Source organism: Zobellia uliginosa (assembly GCF_018860745.1).
In the GTDB taxonomy this organism is placed as follows: Bacteria; Bacteroidota; Bacteroidia; order Flavobacteriales; family Flavobacteriaceae; genus Zobellia; species Zobellia uliginosa_B.
Map to the genome: position 1 here is coordinate 424,021 of NZ_JAHKPY010000012.1, position 20,928 is coordinate 444,948.

16 protein-coding genes are annotated in these 20,928 nt (G+C 37.4%); 15 read left to right on the plus strand and 1 reads right to left on the minus strand.

Annotation, left to right across the window (positions count from 1 at the left end; all coding sequences use genetic code 11):
* The first annotated feature begins 10 nt into the window (after positions 1-10).
* From polA to tsf, 9 genes are all read left to right on the plus strand, one after another.
* Positions 11-2,857 (plus strand): DNA polymerase I, encoded by a 2,847-nt coding sequence (gene polA, locus KO521_RS13225; protein WP_215940376.1) that lies wholly within the window; start codon positions 11-13, stop codon positions 2,855-2,857.
* 110 nt (positions 2,858-2,967) lie between these two features.
* Positions 2,968-5,361 carry a T9SS type A sorting domain-containing protein gene (locus KO521_RS20555; protein ID WP_289846448.1) on the plus strand — a complete coding sequence of 798 codons (2,394 nt, stop codon included), beginning with the start codon at positions 2,968-2,970 and terminating at the stop codon, positions 5,359-5,361.
* A complete protein-coding gene (locus tag KO521_RS13250) occupies positions 5,358-6,041 on the plus strand; it encodes a hypothetical protein (protein ID WP_215940377.1) in 684 nt (227 codons plus the stop codon). Before KO521_RS20555 ends, KO521_RS13250 begins: the two co-directional genes overlap by 4 nt.
* 206 nt (positions 6,042-6,247) lie before the next feature.
* The gene (locus KO521_RS13255; protein WP_215940378.1) at positions 6,248-6,595 is read left to right on the plus strand and encodes a T9SS type A sorting domain-containing protein; all 348 of its coding nucleotides are present in this window, start codon (positions 6,248-6,250) and stop codon (positions 6,593-6,595) included.
* A 219-nt stretch (positions 6,596-6,814) separates the two neighbouring features.
* On the plus strand, positions 6,815-7,717 hold the full coding sequence (locus KO521_RS13260) for a hypothetical protein (RefSeq protein WP_215940379.1): 903 nt from the start codon (positions 6,815-6,817) through the stop codon (positions 7,715-7,717).
* A gap of 289 nt (positions 7,718-8,006) precedes the next feature.
* The gene (gene rplM / locus KO521_RS13265) at positions 8,007-8,462 is read left to right on the plus strand and encodes a 50S ribosomal protein L13 (protein ID WP_215940380.1); all 456 of its coding nucleotides are present in this window, start codon (positions 8,007-8,009) and stop codon (positions 8,460-8,462) included.
* The gene (gene rpsI / locus KO521_RS13270; RefSeq protein WP_215940381.1) at positions 8,462-8,848 is read left to right on the plus strand and encodes a 30S ribosomal protein S9; all 387 of its coding nucleotides are present in this window, start codon (positions 8,462-8,464) and stop codon (positions 8,846-8,848) included. Before rplM ends, rpsI begins: the two co-directional genes overlap by 1 nt.
* A gap of 258 nt (positions 8,849-9,106) precedes the next feature.
* The gene (gene rpsB / locus KO521_RS13275; RefSeq protein WP_215940382.1) at positions 9,107-10,180 is read left to right on the plus strand and encodes a 30S ribosomal protein S2; all 1,074 of its coding nucleotides are present in this window, start codon (positions 9,107-9,109) and stop codon (positions 10,178-10,180) included.
* Positions 10,181-10,287: 107 nt separating this feature from the next.
* Entirely contained in the window at positions 10,288-11,253 is a 966-nt protein-coding gene (gene tsf, locus KO521_RS13280; protein ID WP_215940383.1) for a translation elongation factor Ts, read from the plus strand.
* 144 nt (positions 11,254-11,397) lie between these two features.
* On the opposite strand, the gene KO521_RS13285 is transcribed toward tsf, so the two are convergent.
* Positions 11,398-13,269, minus strand: coding sequence for a peptidase M61 (locus tag KO521_RS13285; RefSeq protein ID WP_215940384.1), 1,872 nt, complete (start codon positions 13,267-13,269; stop codon positions 11,398-11,400).
* A 179-nt stretch (positions 13,270-13,448) separates the two neighbouring features.
* Between KO521_RS13285 and pyrH the strand changes: the two genes are divergently transcribed.
* From pyrH to KO521_RS13315, 6 genes are all read left to right on the plus strand, one after another.
* Positions 13,449-14,156, plus strand: a complete 708-nt coding sequence (pyrH, locus tag KO521_RS13290; RefSeq protein WP_215940385.1) for a UMP kinase — start codon at positions 13,449-13,451, stop codon at positions 14,154-14,156.
* 42 nt (positions 14,157-14,198) lie between these two features.
* Positions 14,199-14,756, plus strand: coding sequence for a ribosome recycling factor (gene frr, locus KO521_RS13295; protein WP_194524788.1), 558 nt, complete (start codon positions 14,199-14,201; stop codon positions 14,754-14,756).
* Between the two features lie 134 nt (positions 14,757-14,890).
* A complete protein-coding gene (locus KO521_RS13300; protein WP_215940386.1) occupies positions 14,891-17,287 on the plus strand; it encodes an efflux RND transporter permease subunit in 2,397 nt (798 codons plus the stop codon).
* A 77-nt stretch (positions 17,288-17,364) separates the two neighbouring features.
* Complete coding sequence (gene asnS, locus KO521_RS13305) at positions 17,365-18,798, plus strand: asparagine--tRNA ligase (protein WP_215940387.1); 1,434 nt, start codon at positions 17,365-17,367, stop codon at positions 18,796-18,798.
* 42 nt (positions 18,799-18,840) lie between these two features.
* Positions 18,841-20,301: an RNA polymerase factor sigma-54 gene (gene rpoN, locus KO521_RS13310; RefSeq protein ID WP_215940388.1), complete on the plus strand. Its 1,461-nt coding sequence runs from the start codon at positions 18,841-18,843 to the stop codon at positions 20,299-20,301.
* The gene (locus KO521_RS13315) at positions 20,301-20,906 is read left to right on the plus strand and encodes a hypothetical protein (RefSeq protein ID WP_215940389.1); all 606 of its coding nucleotides are present in this window, start codon (positions 20,301-20,303) and stop codon (positions 20,904-20,906) included. Before rpoN ends, KO521_RS13315 begins: the two co-directional genes overlap by 1 nt.
* Positions 20,907-20,928 lie beyond the last annotated feature (22 nt).

The window sequence follows — 20,928 nt, forward strand, 5'->3', positions numbered from 1 at the left end:
AAACTATAAAATGCCAGAACAAAAACGACTCTTCTTACTAGACGCCTACGCACTTATTTTCCGCGGATATTACGCGCTTATAAAAAACCCTAGAATCAATTCCAAGGGCATGGACACCTCCGCAATTATGGGATTCATGAATTCACTTTTTGATGTGATTAAACGCGAAAAACCAGACCATCTAGCGGTTTGTTTTGACAAAGGCGGAAGTGCGGAACGTACAGAACTGTTTCCTGAATACAAAGCCAATAGAGATGAAACACCTGATGCCATTCGAACGGCAATTCCATACATTCAGAACATTTTGAAAGCTATGCACATCCCTTCGGTAGTTCTTGAAGGCTGGGAAGCTGATGATATTATCGGCACTTTGGCCAAACAGGCCGAAAGAGAAGATTACAAAGTTTTTATGGTTACACCGGATAAGGATTTTGGACAATTGGTATCCGAAAATATATTTATGTACCGCCCTGCTAGAATGGGCAATGGAATAGAAATATGGGGTATTCCTGAAATACAGAAGCGTTTTGGCGTAGAACGCCCAGAACAAGTAATAGATTATTTGGGTATGATGGGAGATGCTAGTGATAACATTCCAGGCTTACCCGGTGTTGGTGACAAAACAGCCAAAAAATTCATTGAGCAATTTGGCTCTATGGAAGGTCTTTTAGAGAACACAGACAAGCTAAAAGGGAAAATGAAAGAAAAGGTTGAAGCGAATAAAGAGTTGGGGCTCCTTTCTAAAAAATTAGCGACCATCTGTATAGATTGCGATGTTACTTTTAATGCCGAAGATTATGAAATGTCTGTTCCAGATAGCGAAAAAGTACAAGCGATTTTTGAAGAACTTGAATTTAGACGACTAAAAGACCAGTTCATTAAAATATTTTCAGGTGAAACCGAAAATGAAACGCAAACTCAAGTAAGCAATACTGAAACCGCGAAAAAACAAGCGTCAACCTCTTCGTCTGCTGGTAGCGGGCAATTCTCACTTTTTGGTGGTGACGGAGCTTCTGCCGCTACAATTACAGATAGTTCCAGCCGAAAAACCATCAAGGACGTACCTCACGTGTACCAAAGTGTAGCACCCGGTATGGCAATGAAACTCTTTGTTCAAAATTTAATGAAACAGACTTCGGTTTGTTTTGATACGGAAACTACTTCCTTAAATCCGCTTGAAGCTCAACTCGTAGGTATCGCATTCTCATGGGAAGCTACGAAAGGGTATTATATTCCTTTTCCAGAAAACAAAGAAGAAGCACAGGAACTCATAGAGCTTTTACGCCCTTTCTTTGAGGCTAAAAACATTGAAAAAATAGGGCAAAACCTTAAGTATGATATCAAAGTTTTAGACAAATATAAGATTAAGGTTAAAGGAGATTTTTTTGATACCATGTTAGCGCATTACCTAATAAACCCTGATATGCGACACAATATGGATGTACTTTCAGAAACCTATCTGAATTACACTCCGGTCTCCATAACAGAACTTATTGGGAAGAAAGGGAAGAACCAATTGAATATGCGAGATGTTCCTTTGGAAAAACAAACGGAATACGCAGTGGAAGACGCGGATGTTACCTTTCAGTTAGCGGAACATTTTAGACCAGAACTTGCCGACGCAAAGACGGATGTGCTTTTTAAAGACATTGAGATTCCGTTGCTACATGTCTTGGCCGATATGGAACTAGAAGGCATCAATCTAGACGAAAGATTCTTGAATTCGCTTTCCGAAGACTTGAATGACGATATTAAAAATCTTGAAGAGAAAATATACGAAGCCGCAGGAGAAGAATTTAATATAGGCTCGCCAAAACAATTGGGAGAAATACTTTTCAGCAAAATGAAACTGGTAGATAAGCCCAAAAAGACCAAAACAGGTCAGTTTTCTACGGCAGAAGATGTACTATCCTATTTAGCCAAAGATCATGAAATTATCCAAAATGTGTTGGATTATCGTGGGTTGGCAAAGCTTAAAAGCACATACGTAGATGCACTACCAGAACAAGTAGAACCAACTACAGGAAGAGTACACACGGATTATATGCAAACCGTTGCCGCAACAGGTAGGTTAAGTAGTAATAACCCGAATCTACAAAACATTCCTATCCGTACGGAAAGAGGTCGCCAAGTCCGAAAAGCTTTTGTCCCAAGGGATGAGAATTACATTTTATTAGCTGCGGATTATTCTCAAATTGAATTGCGCATAATTGCCGCATTGAGCGAAGAAACTACCATGATCGAAGCTTTTAAACATGGTGAAGATATTCATGCTTCCACAGCATCAAAAGTATTTAACGTTCCTATTGAAGAAGTAACCCGTGAACAAAGAAGCAATGCGAAAACCGTAAATTTCGGAATCATCTATGGTGTATCTGCTTTCGGCCTGAGCAATCAAACAGACCTATCCCGTTCGGAAGCCAAAGAGCTTATTGATACGTATTATAAAACGTATCCTAAACTCCGTAATTACATGAGCGAACAGATAGATTTTGCCCGTGACAATGGTTATGTACAAACTGTTTTAGGCCGAAGACGCTACTTAAAAGACATTAACGGAAGCAACGCCATAGTGCGTGGTGCCTCAGAGCGTAACGCTGTAAATGCACCCATACAGGGTAGCGCTGCAGACATTATTAAGATAGCGATGATCAATATTCATAAAAAACTAGGTGAAGGCAACTATAAATCTAAAATGCTTTTACAAGTGCATGATGAATTGGTATTTGACATTTACAAACCCGAGTTGGAAGAATTGAAAATTCTAATTAAATCGGAAATGGAAAATGCTTACAAATTATCGGTTCCTTTGGATGTAGAAGTTGGTATTGGGCAAGATTGGCTAGAGGCGCATTAAATCTAACATTGAGACAGACATAATAATTAGGAAGGGCGTTTCATTAAAAAATCAGTACCTACCAAAATTTTAGTGTTTTTCTCACGTTAGATTTAAACAACCTCTCAACTATGTCTCTAAAATTTCCCCAATGGCTCTTTGTAGCACTGTTTTTATTCGCTTCTCAATTAGGTTTCTCCCAAACTAATTACTTGCAAAATTTTAGCTTTGAAAACTGGTCAGGAAGCCCTGAAAAACCAGAAAATTGGGCGATTACCAATGAAAATAGCATAAGTAAGCAAACCGATGCTACTGAAGGTAATTTTGCTTTAGAACTAGACCTAAACAATTCTCTATCTAACAAAACCATATTAAGCACAAGAAATGTAAGCCAAGTAACACTTGCCACTGATGCAGAACACACATTTGCATTTGACTACAAAGTAACACAAGGCATAGGAAACTCTACTACCGCTACACTTTGGATTCTTAAAGACCTTGGTAGTTATACCATACAATATATATCAGAATCATTAACTTTAAATACCGACGGTAACTGGCATACCTATAGTTTTGATTTTGATACAGATGTATCCGACGAAGACTATGTTTTTGAATTGGAGTTTAGAGCTAATTCCGCAACTACTAGCATTGTACTTTTTGACAATATGCGTGTTCTAGGGACCACACCTGTAGATTCTGATAATGATGGCATTAAGGATTCAGATGATCTTTGTCCAAATACACCTTCTTCTGCCTCAGCAGTAGATGATACAGGCTGCGAGGTAACTATTGACGATACAAACCTTTTAAAAGACCCAAGTTTTGAGGATTGGGCTCTTAATAGTGGTGAAAACCTTAGAGATTGGGGAAGAAATGTCATTCCAGGTAGTTCGTGGAATAAAAATGAAGATATAAACGATAATTTACAGTATAGTAATGAACTTAAAACAGCTGATAATGGCTCAAATACTGCTTCCATTTTTCAGAATGACATTCAAATTTATGCAGGAGTTGAGTATATAATCTCCATAGATTATAAAGTTTTAGAAGGTACTTTTAATAATTTAGAACTTCTATTTACTCAGGGAATATTTGCTGATACTTTTGAATCATTTTCTGTAAACCCTACAGAATCAGGTTGGTATACATTTTCTACACTTTACACCCCTCAATCCAATGAAATGGTTAATCTCCAAGTTAATGTAATTTCTAATGGACAACAAGAACGGATATTATTAGACAACACTATAATTAGAGCAAATGTCGCAAGTACTGATGATGATAATGATGGTGTTGATAATTCTTCAGACCAGTGCCCTAATACATCAACAGGTGAAACGGTTGATGCAAATGGTTGCTCACAAAGTCAACTGGATGATGACAATGACGGAGTAACCAACGACCTTGACAATTGTTCTGACACTCCTGCGAATACTACAGTAGATACGAACGGTTGCCCGATAGTCATAAATAATGATGTGGATGATGACGGTGTTATAGATGATAATGACTTGTGTCCTAACACGCCAACAGGAGAAACTGCAGATGCAAATGGATGTTCTGAAAGTCAGTTGGATGATGATAATGACGGCGTGAGCAATGATCTTGACAATTGTTCAGACACGCCTGCGAATACTACAGTAGACGCGAACGGTTGTCCGGTAGAAATAAACAATGATGCGGATGATGATGGTGTTACTGATGATAATGACCAATGTCCTAACACGCCAACAGGAGAAACTGTAGATACAAATGGCTGCACCATCACCTCTCCTTCGGAACCTAACATACCTAATGAAAGTATTCAGGTAAAAGTTTCCAGTACAACTTGCCAAGATTCCGACAATGGTGAAATTTCGGTAAGTTTTGAAGAAGACTATTCATATACTGTTCAGATAACTGCTGGTTTACTAGATAATACCTTCAACAATATCAATAAATCAACGGGGCTGGTTCGTTCTGACTTACCTGCCGACACCTACAACGTTTGCATTACCATACCCATATTCCCAACTTTTGAAAGATGCTATACTGTTAAAGTTGAGGCCCCAGAAGATTTTAAATCTGGCAAAATCAATATAAATAATAGTAAAAAGACAGGTAAACTAGTAGTCTCAGGATCCAAGAACTACTCTCTTATGGTCAATACAAAGGAGGTTAATTACAGCTTTAATGATACAGGAAATCAAGTACTTTCTTTTGACCTTGATGACGGGCTTAATACTATTGTCGCATCAACGGACAAGGAATGCCAAGGCGAGTATATGGAAAGTATCCTCCTAAATACAGTAAGAACTTATCCCAATCCAACTACTGACAGTGCCATCATTACAGGAATTGAGAATAATGAGAAAACTACAATTACCATTTATACCATAAACGGAAAGATTATCAAGAGTATGCAACAAGCAATAAATGACTCCTCTGTTACCATTTCACTAAGTGACCTACCCATAGGCACTTATTTGGTACGAATATTTTCTGACAGCCAAGACATTCAAACCAAAATTGTAAAAAAATGAAAAACTCACTAACGCTTATCTTTTGCGTCATTTTATTTGTAGCATGCAAAGGAAACAAAGAGGATTTAGTTGATCAGGTTTTGCCTTCAAACCCTGAAATAGAACTTGGAGCTTTTAATCTCGTGTTTCCTGATAACAATTTAATTTGTACTGAGGGCGTAAACCAAGCTAACAACGAATTGGATATAGAATTCCTATGGTCAAAGTCAACTAATGCAACCTCTTATAAACTAGACATTACGAATCAGACTACAGGTGAGGTAATTTCAATGTTCTCAAATACTGAGTCAAAAGCTGTGACGCTTCCCAAAGACACTCAATTCTCATGGACCGTTACTGCAGCCTTAGAAGATAAGGAAGAAGAAAGTAACACATGGAATTTCTATTCAGAAGGAATTTCAGAAGAAAACTTTGCACCTTTTCCAGCAGAAATAACAATCACAGATAATGAGGATGGCACCGTTAATATAGAATGGTCTACTACCGATTTAGATGATGATATATCTTTTTATAATATTTATTTGGGCACTACGGCAAATCCAGAACTATTGCTCTCTCAAACCAACATTATGAATATTTCTGATCAGCCCATAGAATACGGCACTGTACACTACATAAAAATTGTAACAGAAGATAGTCGTGGTAATTCATCTACAACTAAAACAGAATTCAGCTTTTAATATCAAGAGTGAACTTAATTATACACCTCTTAACTATTATTAATCTTTCCTTACCTTTTATAAAGACGGAGGTCTTAGAGAATTAACATTTACTAACACTCTTTACATACAAAACCCGCCCTTTCACAACATAAATTCGCAGAAAGAGCTTTTCGTAGCTACTTTTATATTCCCATTCTAGCAGAAATGGACTTACTAATAAACCAATGAAAACGTTAGCTACACTTTTTACTATTTTGTTTTATGTCTGTAACAGCCATGCACAGGAAGTTATAGAAGAGAGCGTGGCTCATGAAACTACCACGACTTCAATAAAAAAAGTGAAGGTATTTCCTAATCCCGCTAGTAACGTAGTAAATTTATTAGGATTGAAAAACACCGCAAAAGCAACCATTTCCATATTGGACATTTATGGTAATACCGTAGGTTCACACCAATGGGAGATCCGCAGAAACGCAATAAGCGTTCCTATTTCTTCTCTAGATTCAGGAGCATATATCATTACCGTTCATTCTAACGAGCAAAAAGTCCGTCTTAAGTTCTACAAACAATAAAGAACAACCAACACGAAAATATTACGTTCAAAAACACGTAGTGTTCTATCCGCGTTTACCCCATAAGTTTTGGTAATTCACTTTCAACTATTCGCAAAATGAATAGGTTGTTTCTACATACCCCATAAAACCCATAGAATAAATTATATTTTAACATTTATTATGTAAGGCAAAACTTTAGCACCGTACAAAGACTGATAATTTAAAAATATCATGAAAATGAAAAAAAGAATTGCAGTTTTAGCCCCAATTATGATTGCTACTAGTATTTTTACCCATGGATTAAGCGCCCAAGGACCTATTGATGGTTTTTTTAGCAAAAAAGGTAAAGCCAGTATTTCCTTATCCTACTTATCCGGTAACTACGATGAATTTTATGTAGGAGGTGAAGAAGTGAGCCCTGTTCCTGCTCATAACGAAATTGATCAAACTATATATAGCCTTTACGCTACATACGCCATTACCGATAACATTGCGGTAATAGGAAATTTACCCTACATTCAAAAAGAAGGAAACGGTAGCGCAGACCCCATTAACGGCACAACGGAACAATCCGACTTCCAAGATATCAGTGCATTTGTAAAGTGGGCGCCCTACATTAAGGAGTTGCCAAACGGCACTATGACCTACATTGTAGCTTTAGGAGGTTCAATTCCATTAAACTATGAACCCAGTGGTATTTTATCCAACGGCTCAGGGGCACCTGGTATAGATGGGAAATTAGGGTTGCAGTACAAAAACAATAGCGGATTTTTTGCTATGGTTATTGGCGGATACGGATTAAGAGGCAAATCCGATAATAATTTCAATCTTGGAACTGGTGATAAGTTTGATGCGCCCGATGTTGTAAATGCCGTGGTGAAAATAGGATTTGCCGCTAAAAACTTCTATCTAGATGCTTTTCTAGATTCTCAAACCTCTTTAAACGGTGTAGATATAATGGGCCCAGGCTTTGCTGGGAACTTCCCGGAAACAATAGTTAACTATTCCAAAATTGGCGGTAACCTTTATATCCCCTTTACAAACTTCATTGGTGCAAGTTTTGGCGGTGGAGCTATTATAGATGGTAGAAATATAGGGAAAAACACCTATTACAACGGCGGTATAACTTTAAACCTATAAAAATTATCAGCATACAAAACAAACACACCACAGCAAGGGTGTCTTTCTAAAAAGAAAAGGATTCTCAAATATTTGAGAATCCTTTTTTCGTGTAAATAGACTTGACCAGCTCTAATTAGTAGAAACATTAGCTTTAAGTGTATGTTTTTATTTAAATTCGCCCAAGAAATTGAAAAAGAGTGTTTTTAAGTGAAAATAATCGCAAAACACCGCTTGTTTTTCAATAGAATTAGTGTACATTTGCAGCCCGTTTGACGGGATTGAAGTGTTTAATTAAAAAGTAACCGTAGTGGATACATTAAGTTATAAGACCGTTTCTGCCAATAAAACAACTGTTGACAAACAGTGGTTATTAGTTGATGCAGAAGGAGAGACTTTAGGCCGATTGGCTTCTAAAGTTGCCAAAATGCTTAGAGGAAAACATAAGCCAAGTTTCACCCCTCATGTTGATTGTGGTGATAATGTGATTGTTATCAATGCTGAGAAAATCAATTTGACAGGAAACAAATGGGATGACAAAACCTATTTGCGATATACTGGTTACCCAGGTGGCCAACGTGCTACTTCTGTAAAAGAGCTATTGGCTAAAAAGCCTGAAGCAATTGTAGAAAAAGCGGTTAAAGGTATGCTTCCAAAAAATAGATTAGGTGCAGATCTTTTCAGAAACCTTAAGGTTTTTGTTGGGACCGCTCACAATCATGAAGCCCAGAAACCACAGGTTATCAACTTAAAAGAATTCAAGTAATGGAGATTATTCATAAAATCGGCAGAAGAAAAACAGCGGTTGCCCGTGTATATGTTTCAGAAGGAAAAGGAAACATTACAGTAAACCAGAGAGATCTTAACGATTATTTCCCAACTGCTACCCTTCAATACAAGGTTAAACAACCTTTTGCACTTACCGAAAACGAAGAAACTTACGATGTAAACGTAAATGTATACGGTGGTGGTATTACTGGGCAAGCAGAAGCTATACGTTTAGCTCTTTCTAGAGCTATGTGTGAAGTTGATGAAGAGCACAGGTTGGTTCTTAAACCAGAAGGTTTATTAACTCGTGACCCACGAATGGTAGAGCGTAAGAAATTTGGGCAAAAGAAAGCTCGTAAGAAATTCCAGTTCTCTAAGCGTTAATATTACATTATTATACAGATACCTGTCCTTTGGACGGGTATCATTTTTTATATTTTTCTAATCAAAGTTCATTGAAAGTCCGCATAAAGCGGATAAATTAAAAAACTATTTTTTTGTTGAAAAATAGTTCCTCGGGAGACCTTATGACATCTAAATGTTAATAGGCACCGTTAGTTTAGCATCTAAATGCTTGAGGCTTGCCATTATAGGCATACCACTTAAGCATTGCCAATTCATAAGAACGTAAACTAAATTAAAATGGCGAAAGTCGAAGTAAAACAATTATTGGAAGCTGGTGTGCATTTTGGCCACCTTACACGAAAGTGGAACCCTAACATGGCGCCCTACATCTACATGGAGCGTAACGGTATTCACGTTATCAATCTTTATAAAACAGTTGCAAAATTAGACGAGGCCAACGAAGCCCTTCAAAAAATTGCCGCATCTGGTCGAAAAATTCTTTTCGTAGCTACAAAAAAACAAGCTAAAGATATCGTTGCTGAAAAAGTAGCAAACGTAAACATGCCTTTCATCACAGAAAGATGGCCTGGTGGAATGTTGACAAATTTCGTTACCATCCGTAAAGCGGTAAAGAAAATGGCCTCTATTGACCGTATGAAAAAAGACGGAACGTTCATGACTTTGTCTAAAAAAGAACGTCTACAAGTAGATCGTCTTCGTGCTAAATTAGAAAAGAACTTAGGTTCTATTTCTGACATGACCCGTTTACCTGGCGCTTTGTTTATTGTTGACACTATGCGTGAGCACATTGCTGTTAAGGAAGCTCAAAAATTGAACATTCCTATTTTTGCAATGGTAGATACCAATTCAGACCCAAGAGACGTTGATTATTTGATTCCATCTAATGACGATGCATCAAAATCCATCGATATTATTATGACTCAGGTAACCGATGCTATCGCTGAAGGTCTTGCTGAGCGTAAATCCGAAAAACAATCGGATAAAGAAGGTGCTGAAGAAGCTAAAAAAGAAAAGCCTAAAAAAGTAGCCAAAGAAGAGGTTAAGAAAGAAGTTAAAGAAGCTCCTAAAGCTGAAGCTCCCGTAGCAACTCCTACTGAAGCTGTAGACCTTACTAAAATAGAAGGTATTGGACCAAAAGCTGCAGAAGCTTTGGTTAATGCCGGTTTTGATTCTTACGCTAAATTAGCAGAAGGAAATCCAGATAAAATCAAGGAAATCCTTACTGAAGCTAGCTCTAGAATGGCACACCTTGACCCAACTTCATGGCCAAAGCAATCCAAAATGGCTGCTGATGGCAAATGGGATGAGCTTAAAGAATGGCAGGACAGTGTTAAAGGAGGCGTAGAATAAGTTCTTCCACCTTACTTACAGTAAATAAAATAATAACATAACATTTGGTTTAAGATAGCGCTAGAAATACGCGCTATCTTAGAGCAAATTGAAAAATAGAACAAAAAATGGCAAAAATTACAGCCGCAGAAGTAAACAAACTAAGAAAAGCTACTGGCGCAGGAATGATGGACTGCAAAAATGCTTTGGTTGAAGCTGAGGGAGATTTTGACAAAGCAATTGAAGTTCTTCGTAAGAAAGGACAGAAAGTAGCTGCTAAAAGAGCCGATAGAGATTCATCCGAGGGTGCTGCAATTTCTAAATTGAACGCAGACCAAACAGCTGGTGTTGCAATTGTATTAGGTTGCGAAACTGATTTCGTTGGAAAAAACGAAAATTTCCTAGCTTTAGCTAATGAACTTGCTGAAATAGCTTTAAACTATGACTCTAAAGAAGCATTTTTAGCTGCTGATTTTGGAGGAATGACAGTTGCTGACAAATTAGTTGAGCAAACAGGAGTTATTGGTGAGAAATTAGAAATCACTGCTTTCGAAAAATTAGAAGCTCCTTACGTTGGAACTTACGTTCATATTAACAAGATCGCTGCATTGGTTGGCTTATCGGCTAAAGTAGAAAATGCTGATGTTCTAGCAAAAGATGTTTCTATGCAAGTAGCTTCAATGGGAGCAACAACTTTGTCTTACAAAGATTTTGACCCTTCATTTGTTGCTGCAGAAACAGAAGCTAGAATTGCTGTTATCGAAAAAGATAACGAAGAACTAGGTCGTTTGGGAAAAACTCTTAAAAATGTTCCTCAGTACATTTCAATGTCTCAATTAACTGATGAAGTTATAGCTAAAGCCGAAGAAGATGCTAAAGCACAATTGAAAGCTGAAGGTAAACCAGAGCAAATTTGGGACAAAATTCTTCCAGGTAAAATGGAAAGATTTATTTCCGACAACACTACTTTGGACCAAGAGCAATGTTTATTGGACCAGAACTTCATTAAAGATGAAAAAATCAATGTTGCAAAATATGTTGAGTCTTATGGAGATGTTTCTGTTACAGGCTTTAAGCGTGCTACGGTAGGATAATCTAATATCAAAATAATCAAAAACCGCCCCAACATTTGTTAGGGCGGTTTTCTCTTTTGATGATTCCGTACTTTATTGATTTTACATAAAAAGAGCGCTACTTCTAAAGTAACGCTCTTTTATATATGTATAAGCAGAAAATTATTAATCGGCTTTGAGCCATGCTTCCCTTAACTTAATTGCACCCTCACTAGCATTTTTTAGAGTTGTAATGGTCTTAACATTCACTGTTGGACTTCCAACTTTTCCCTCTAGATTAATCTCTTCATCTCCCCGTTTAACGGTCATCTTAATATCCGTATCGGGAGACCAGCCAAAACTTTTCCCAATAATAGGACGTATTGACTCTAAAGTAATTGGCTCTCCATTAATGCTTTTTATGACATCACCACCCTCTGCTCCCAACGTATTGAAGAAACTATTAAGCTCTATACCTTCTCTTATAAAAACAATACTCTCATTAGTTTGCTCAACATCTATAAACGGCTCTTCACCGTTTAAGAAATATCCTGTGCTCTGCTCAACCATACCTGCTTTCAAGCCCACTTTTGCTAAGTACTCATTATAATCTATGGGTGTATTACCAACAACATAAGTATCAAAAAACTCGCGAATCTCAGGATAGGTCATAGCCACAATCTCATCTATAAGCTTATCATCTTCAAAAGGGATATTCTTCCCGTACTTTTTACTAAGTTCTTTCATCATCCATAGCACCCCTTTTTCGCCATTGCTAAGCTCCCGCAACTGAATATCCAACACCATATTAATCAAAGCTCCTTTCTCATAGACATTGGCATAGTTCTTTTTATACGGTTCTACTAATATATTTTTACTCATTTCAGTAAATGACATGGTATCATCATATGCCTTGGCGTTATTAACCTTACCCATCATTCTTTCATAGAATTCAGTTTCATCAATAAGACCCTGTTGAATTTGAAAAAGATTCGCGAAATATTCCGTTGTCCCTTCATACATCCATAAATGCTCAGACATTTTAGGGTCGTTAAAATCAAAATATTGAACCTCTTTTGAATGGACACTCAATGGGGTTACGATATGAAAAAACTCATGAGAAACAACATCTACCATAGCTTGTTCCAGACGGTCTTTTGGCATAGCCTCTGGCAGAACGACCACCGTTGAAGTGTGATGTTCCAAAGCTCCAAAACCAGAAGCATCATCAGCCTCCATAGTTGATAGATACAATAGAATGTTATAAACTTTAGTCCCATCTATATCACCTAAAAAGGTTTTTTCGGCTCCCATCATTTTTTCCATTCGCTCTTTAAGACTTAAGGCAGAATAAATTCCTGATGGCGAATACACACTTAATGTAACCGTAATCCCATTAATTTCAAATGTCTCTGTATTAGGTTTTGCGTAAAGAATTGGATTATCGATTACATCAAAATATCTATTTGCCGTAAAAACATCAACATTTGCCACTGGTGTTTCCAATATTTTTGGCGATAAGGATGTGGACGCTTTTAAATCTTCCGGTCTCTTTACGGATAATTGATATGCAACTTCTTTCAGCCCTCCAAAGTAACCCACAAAACCGTGAAGGTTAAGCATAAATGTTTTTCCCGCATTTATATTGGTTCCTGAAGGAGAAAAAACCTTATCCTTTACTTCACCTTCTGTATCATACGTGTCGTTCACCAAATAAGTAACCTTATCCAGATTTTTACCATTCGCAATCTTCCACGTATTATCATCCGGTTTCACAAAAGTCAACTCATTTCCATCATAATCCAAAGCCTTAAAACCTTCAATATATTGACCATAATTATCTGTACTATATGTTCCCGGAACCGTTTTAGGTATAAAAAAAGACACTTCATCCGTTGTAAAAACACCTGGATCTACTGTAACAGAGACTTTATCTTCAACTACATTTTGTAAATCCAAGGTAGTCAAGACCGGAGTCTTGTCAGCGGTTAAAATAGTTTTTGTTGCCCCACAACTGGCTAATAACACCGTAAAGGCTAGTAAGCAAATTTTTCTCATTGTATATATTTTAATACTAAATTGTAAGTAATACCCGTAATTTTAAAGGGCTACAAGATTATAAAAATTAACAGAATACCGCATCATTATTAGGAAATAATTATGGTTAACTTTATATAGGCCTTCAAAAAGGAACCCTAAGATTTTTTGATTATTTTTGCCTCAACGAAATACTAGCCATGCAATACAAAAGAATTCTCTTAAAACTTAGCGGTGAAGCCCTAATGGGCGAAAAGCAATACGGAATAGACTCTAAACGGTTATCCGAATATGCTGAAGAAATCAAAGAAGTAGCAGAAAAAGGTGTTGAAATAGCCATTGTTATAGGTGGCGGAAACATATTTAGAGGCCTAACAGGTGCAGCTACAGGTATGGATCGCGTACAAGGTGACCATATGGGAATGCTTGCAACCGTTATAAATGGACTTGCACTACAAAGTGCTTTAGAAATGCAAGGCGTACAAACACGTTTGCAATCTGCTATTCAGATAAATGAAGTAGCCGAGCCCTTTATTAGAAGACGTGCCATGCGTCATTTAGAAAAAGGAAGAGTGGTTATTTTTGGAGGTGGAACAGGAAATCCTTATTTCACAACAGATTCGGCAGCCGTTCTGCGCGCTATTGAAATTGAGGCAGATGTAATTCTTAAAGGTACACGTGTAGATGGTATTTATACTTCAGATCCTGAAAAAGACAAAAACGCAACTAAATTCGATACTATTTCTTTTGCCGATGTGCTTTTAAAAGGCCTAAAAGTTATGGATACGACCGCATTTACTTTGAGCCAAGAGAACGAACTACCAATTGTGGTTTTTGATATGAACAAAAAAGGCAACCTTATTAAATTAGTAGAAGGCGAAAATATTGGTACAGTCGTAAATCTTTAGCCTTAATTTAGTTTTATTTGCTCCTTATATTATATTTGAATTATGAACGAAGACATACAGTTTATATTAGATTCCGCAAAGGAAAGTATGGATGCTGCCATGAGGCATTTAGAAAAAGAGTTTGTTAAAATACGTGCCGGCAAAGCAAATCCGGCCATGCTTTCTTCCGTAATGGTGGAATACTACGGTTCTCAGACACCTCTTACACAAGTAGCCAATATTAACACGCCTGATGGACGTACCATTTCAGTACAGCCGTGGGAAAAGAATATGCTACAGGAAATTGAGAAGGCGATTATGAACTCCAACTTGGGCTTTAACCCAATGAACAATGGTGATTTTGTTATCATTAATGTACCTCCTTTAACCGAAGAGCGTAGAATTCAATTGACAAAACAAGCTAAAGCCGAAGCCGAAGATGCCAAAGTTGGTATTCGTAGTGCACGCCAAGATGCTAATAAAGAAATTCGTGATTTAGAAGATGCTTCTGAAGATTTGCAAAAGAATGCAGAAGTTGATGTTCAGACCCTTACTGATAAATACATTAAAAAAGTAGATGCATTTTTAGTAGTTAAAGAAGCGGAAATCATGAAAGTTTAATTTGAACTTCCCTCTAAAATTGAAAGCAGCCTATCCGGCTGCTTTTTTTATTTTGTATCAATTCGTTAATTAAATATTACATTTTAGGAACACACCTAATCATTCTATACCTTTGCGCTCGGAAAAATCGAACGATGGCAGCCAAACTTAAACAAGGTTTTTGGGAGAAAACAGCAAATATAATTCTCCGTAATCGCATATTGATACTCATTTTAATTGTTGCCTTCACGGTTTTCTTGGGCATGCAATGGAAAAACATGCGTTTCAGCAATACCCAGGCAAACCTATTGCCAGATGACCACCCTGTAAACCTAGAATATCGCGATTTCCTGAAGCAGTTTGGCGAAGAAGGAAATGCTATTGTATTTGCCATTAATGATTCCGCTCTGTTTACTCCTTCCAATATTAATAGATGGAACAAATTCAGTAAGCAACTCACCGCTTTTCCCGAGGTAGATTTTGTTCTTTCCTTGGATAACCTTCAAGAGCTTAAAAAGGACAATGGAAACCAGAAGTTTATTCTTGAGCCACTCATAAGCTCAGAAATAAGAACCAAGAAACAAATAGATAGCATAAAAAACCATCTATTTAACGATTTGCCTTTTTACGATAATCTTCTTTTTAATAAAGAAACCGGTACCATCAGGACCATAGCCAATATGGATGGTGACATTATAAATACCAGTGTTCGTAAGGATTTCATACTAGAAGACCTTAACCACCTTATTGACAATTTTGAGGCTGAAACCGGTCTGGATGTTCGCGTATCAGGAATGCCGTACATCAGAACAATGAACTCTCAAAACATTATTGACGAAATAGGAAAGTTTATTTTGGCTGCGCTTGGCGTCACCTCCTTAATTTTCTTTTTCTTCTTTAGAAGCTTCCGTGCCACCTTTATTTCTATGTGTGTAGTGATTATTGGAGTGATGTGGGCTTTTGGAATTTTAGGCCTACTACAATACGAAATAACGGTTCTTACCGCATTGATTCCACCGTTAATTATTGTTATTGGCATACCAAACTGCATCTTCCTCATCAACAAATATCAGCAAGAGGTCAAAAAACATGGGAATCAAGCGCTTTCGTTGCAACGTGTAATATCTAAAATTGGTAATGCAACGCTTATGACCAACATGACTACAGCCTCAGGTTTTGCTACTTTCATCATTACAGATAGTAAGTTGCTTAAGGAATTTGGCATTGTAGCCTCTATAAACATCATAGGCATTTTTGTGCTGTCCCTATTGATCATCCCTATCATATACAGCTTTTTATCCTTACCAAAAACAAGACACTTAAAACATCTTAACAAACGTTGGATCGATGCTTTCGTCAATAAAATGGAACACATTGTTAGAGAACGTAGAATTGGAGTTTATATCGTTTCTTTAATTCTTCTTATCACCAGTATCATTGGTATTTATCAAATTGAAATATCGGGTAGTCCTATAGAAGACATGCCCAAGAACGCGCAGTTTTTTAAGGATATTCGTTTTTTTGAACAAGAGTTTGATGGGATTATGCCGGTTGAAATTGTAGTAGACACCAAAAGACCTAAAGGCGTTCTAAAACCAGCAAACCTAAAACGAATAGACAAGCTAAGTGAAGTAATTACGGAAATACCGGAACTCTCTAAACCTATATCCGTAGTTAACTTAGTAAAATACTCCAAACAAGCCTTCTACAACGGTATTCCAAAATATTATCAACTCCCCACCTCACAAGAAAACAACTTCATTATGAAGGTGGCACAAAATTCTGACGGAAACGGCAACCTACTCAAGAACTTTGTTGATAGCACGGGACAGACCGCCAGAATCACCACATTTATGCAAGATGTGAAAACGGATCGCATGGAGCAAATTGAGGAAAGATTGAACGAAAATATCACTAAGATCTTTCCTCCAGATCGCTACAACGTTTACATGACAGGAAGTGCGCTACTCTTTTTAAAAGGCACAAAATATCTTGTAAAGAATCTAATTCTATCATTAGCTTTTGCCATTTTTCTGATTGCACTGTTCATGGCCTATCTTTTTAGGTCATTTAGAATGATCATAATTTCATTGATACCCAATTTACTCCCTCTAGTTGTTACGGCCGGTATTATGGGATTTGTAGGCGTTCCCATTAAACCTTCCACGATTTTGGTCTTTAGTATCGCTTTTGGAATTTCGGTAGATGACACTATTCATTTCTTGGCAAAATATCGCCAAGAGCTTATTGCCAACAAATGGCAGATAAAAAAATCCGTCTATGCGGCCCTCCGTGAAACTGGGGTGAGTATGTTCTATACTTCAATTGTTCTTTTCTTTGGATTTTCTGTATTCATCATTTCAAACTTTGGGGGAACCGTTGCTCTAGGGGCTTTGGTTTCTGCAACCCTAATGTTTGCTATGTTGGCCAATCTTATTCTTTTACCTTCACTATTATTGTCTTTGGAAAGGAATATCGCAAGCAAAAAAATCCTGAAAAAACCGCAAATAGACATTCTTCCGCATGATGAAGACGAGGTTGGCAAAAAATGAGGTTGATTTAACGGATCATAAGCATTGATTCTTTTTTCAAAAACTTATATTTGCGCTTCAATTTTCAAGTGACCAAAATGAATTCTTACAGCGTAAAAGAACTACTTTCAGAAAACCTCCTATTGCAAGAGGTAACTATAAATGGATGGGTAAAAACATTCAGAAGCAATCGTTTTATAGCTCTGAACGATGGATCGACTATTCATAACATTCAATGTGTTGTAGATTTTGAGTCATTTGATGAGGAACTGCTGAAACAAGTTAATACGGGTGCTGCTTTAAAAATAACCGGAACGTTGGTAGAAAGCCAAGGTAAAGGTCAAAAAGTAGAAATTCAGGTAAGCGGGCTTACCGTACATGGTGAAGCTGATCCAGAAACCTATCCTATACAACCTAAAAAACACTCCTTAGAGTTCTTAAGGGAAAAAGCACACTTGCGTATACGCACCAATACTTTCGCTGCAATAATGCGAGTAAGGTCTGCTTTATCTTTTGGTGTTCATCAATACTTTCAGCAGAACGGCTTCAACTATTTCCATGCACCAATTATTACCGGTTCGGATGCGGAGGGTGCAGGAGAGATGTTCAAAGTAAGTACGTTAGACAGTAAAAACCCTCCTGTAACAGAGGATGGAGAGGTTAATTTTAAGGAAGATTTCTTCGGAAAAGAGACCAACTTAACGGTTTCCGGTCAATTGGAAGCTGAGACCTACGCTATGGCATTGGGCAAGGTTTACACTTTTGGCCCTACATTCCGTGCAGAAAACAGTAATACGTCAAGACATTTAGCTGAGTTCTGGATGATAGAACCAGAAATGGCCTTTTTTGACCTTAATGACAATATGGATCTTGCCGAAGATTTCATAAAAAACGTTATTACGTACGTTTTGGACAACTGCCAAGACGACCTTCAATTTTTAGAAAAACGCCTTTTAGACGAAGAAAAGACAAAACCACAAGCAGAGCGAAGCGAAATGCCGCTCATAGAAAAGCTAAAATTTGTTTCTGAGAATAGTTTTAAGCGAGTTACCTACACGGAAGCTATTGACATTTTAAGAAATAGCAAACCAAATAAAAAGAAAAAATTCAAATATCCTATTAACGAATGGGGGGCTGATCTACAAAGTGAGCATGAGCGCTTTTTAGTTGAAAAACACTTTAAGTGTCCTGTAATTTTGTTCGATTACCCGGCTACAATTAAAGCATTCTACATGCGTTTAAACGAAGACGGTAAGACCGTTCGCGCAATGGACATCCTTTTCCCTGGTATTGGCGAAATAGTTGGCGGCTCTCAACGTGAAGAACGTTTAGATGTACTAAAAGAGAAAATGAGTGCACTAGGAATTGACGAAGAAGAACTATGGTGGTACTTAGACCTAAGGAAGTTTGGTAGTGCCGTACATAGTGGTTTTGGACTTGGTTTTGAGCGTTTAGTACTTTTCGCAACCGGTATGGGCAACATTCGTGATGTGATTCCATTTCCACGTACACCTCAAAATGCAGAATTTTAGCTAGAATTCGTTAACTTAGAAGTCAAGCTACACAAGACCTAAATGCTAAAACAACACTTACAGTTTAAATTATCGCAAAAGCTATCTCCACAGCAGATACAGCTCATGAAGTTGATTCAACTGCCTACACAGGCTTTTGAGCAACGACTTAAGCAAGAACTGGAAGAGAACCCGGCATTAGAAGGTGGTAAGGAAGAGTCAGACACTATAGAGGATGACTTTGCCGATACCTATGAAAATGAGGATTCCGACAATGAAATCATTGCCGCCGAAGATATTAATATTGATGATTACCTAAGTGATGATGAGATTCCTGATTATCGCACAAAGGCAAATAACTACAGCGCGGATGATGAAGAAAAAAACGTTCCTTACGCTGCAGGAACTTCTTTCAATCAATATTTACTAAACCAACTTAACACGGTTTATTTAAATGATGAAGAATGGAGTATAGCCGAATTTTTGGTAGGAAGCGTTGATGAAAGCGGCTATATCAGAAGACCAATTTCCGACATTACGGATGATTTGGCTTTCACTCAAAACATATACACCGAAGAAAAAACCATTGAAAAGGTTTTAAAAATAGTTCAAAAGCTAGACCCTCCCGGAGTTGCAGCCCGTTCACTAGAAGAGTGTCTTATTATTCAATTGAAACGAAAGGATGTAACTCCTAGTATTGAGCTGGCTATAACTATCCTTGAAAAATCTTTTGAACAGTTCACTAAGAAGCATTACAAAAAGCTTATTCAGAAATACAATATCACAGAAGAACAACTGAGAGATGCTATTTCGGAAATAGAAAAGTTAAACCCAAAACCAGGTGGCTCTTATTCCGGCAACAACCGCATGGTAGAACATGTAGTTCCTGATTTTTCCATTCGTATTGTAGACGGAGAGCTAGAGTTAACCTTAAACGGTAGGAACGCACCAGAATTACACGTATCAAGAGAGTATAACAACATGCTTAAAGGCTACAAGGATTCCAAGAAAAAATCCAAATCACAGAAAGACACTGTGCTTTTCATAAAACAAAAACTAGATGCCGCTAAGTGGTTTATTGATGCAATTAGACAGCGCCAACAAACCTTGTTCATTACAATGAACTCCATTATGCATTACCAATCAGAATATTTTTTAACTGGAGACGAACGTAATCTTCGCCCCATGATTTTAAAAGATATTGCAGATGAGATTCAAATGGATGTATCAACCGTATCCAGGGTGGCAAACAGTAAATATGTTGATACGCCTTACGGCACAAAATTAATAAAGGAATTCTTCTCTGAATCCATGAAAAACGACCAAGGAGAGGATGTTTCAACCAAAGAAATCAAGAAAATTCTTGAAACCGTTATTAGGGAGGAATCTAAGAAGAAACCTCTTACTGACGATAAACTAGCAGCTATACTAAAAGAAAAAGGATATCCCATAGCACGAAGGACCGTCGCAAAATACCGGGAACAATTGGACATTCCCGTAGCAAGATTGCGCAAACAGATTTAATGAAGGTTTTTCTAAAGGCCATATCTTATATTTTTCATCCTTTATTCATCCCGATAGCAGGAACGTTAGCCTACTTCTTGATTACGCCTAAATACAGCCCTATTGCCATTCAGAGTGCCAATGTGTTGCCTATTTTTATCTTAACAGTTATCATACCCATAATTGTATACTTTATACTTAGGAATCTAGGTTTGGCTCAGAGCGTTTTTATGTATACTCTGAAAGAACGACGATATCCTTTATATGTTCATATAATCCTACTACTATTCGTAGTGTACAGAGTATTGCCCAACACCAATATTGCCGAATTACATTTCTACTTTGTTGGTTTAATTATCTCAGCCCTAACCACAGTCTTATTATTATTCCTAAGATTAAAAGTGAGTATGCACCTTATGGGCATGGGAAGCCTTGTAATGTTCCTTATAGCCCTAAGCATACACTTTGAGGTCAACATCACATTAGGCCTAAGTATATTCACTCTATTGACGGGACTAGTAGCTACATCTAGACTTTATTTAAAGTCACACAGTGCGATAGAGGTTATATTAGGATTCTTTATTGGATTTCTTCCCCAACTATTTACAATCCGTTTTTGGCTTTAAATTGCTGCCAGTTTCCTTCAGC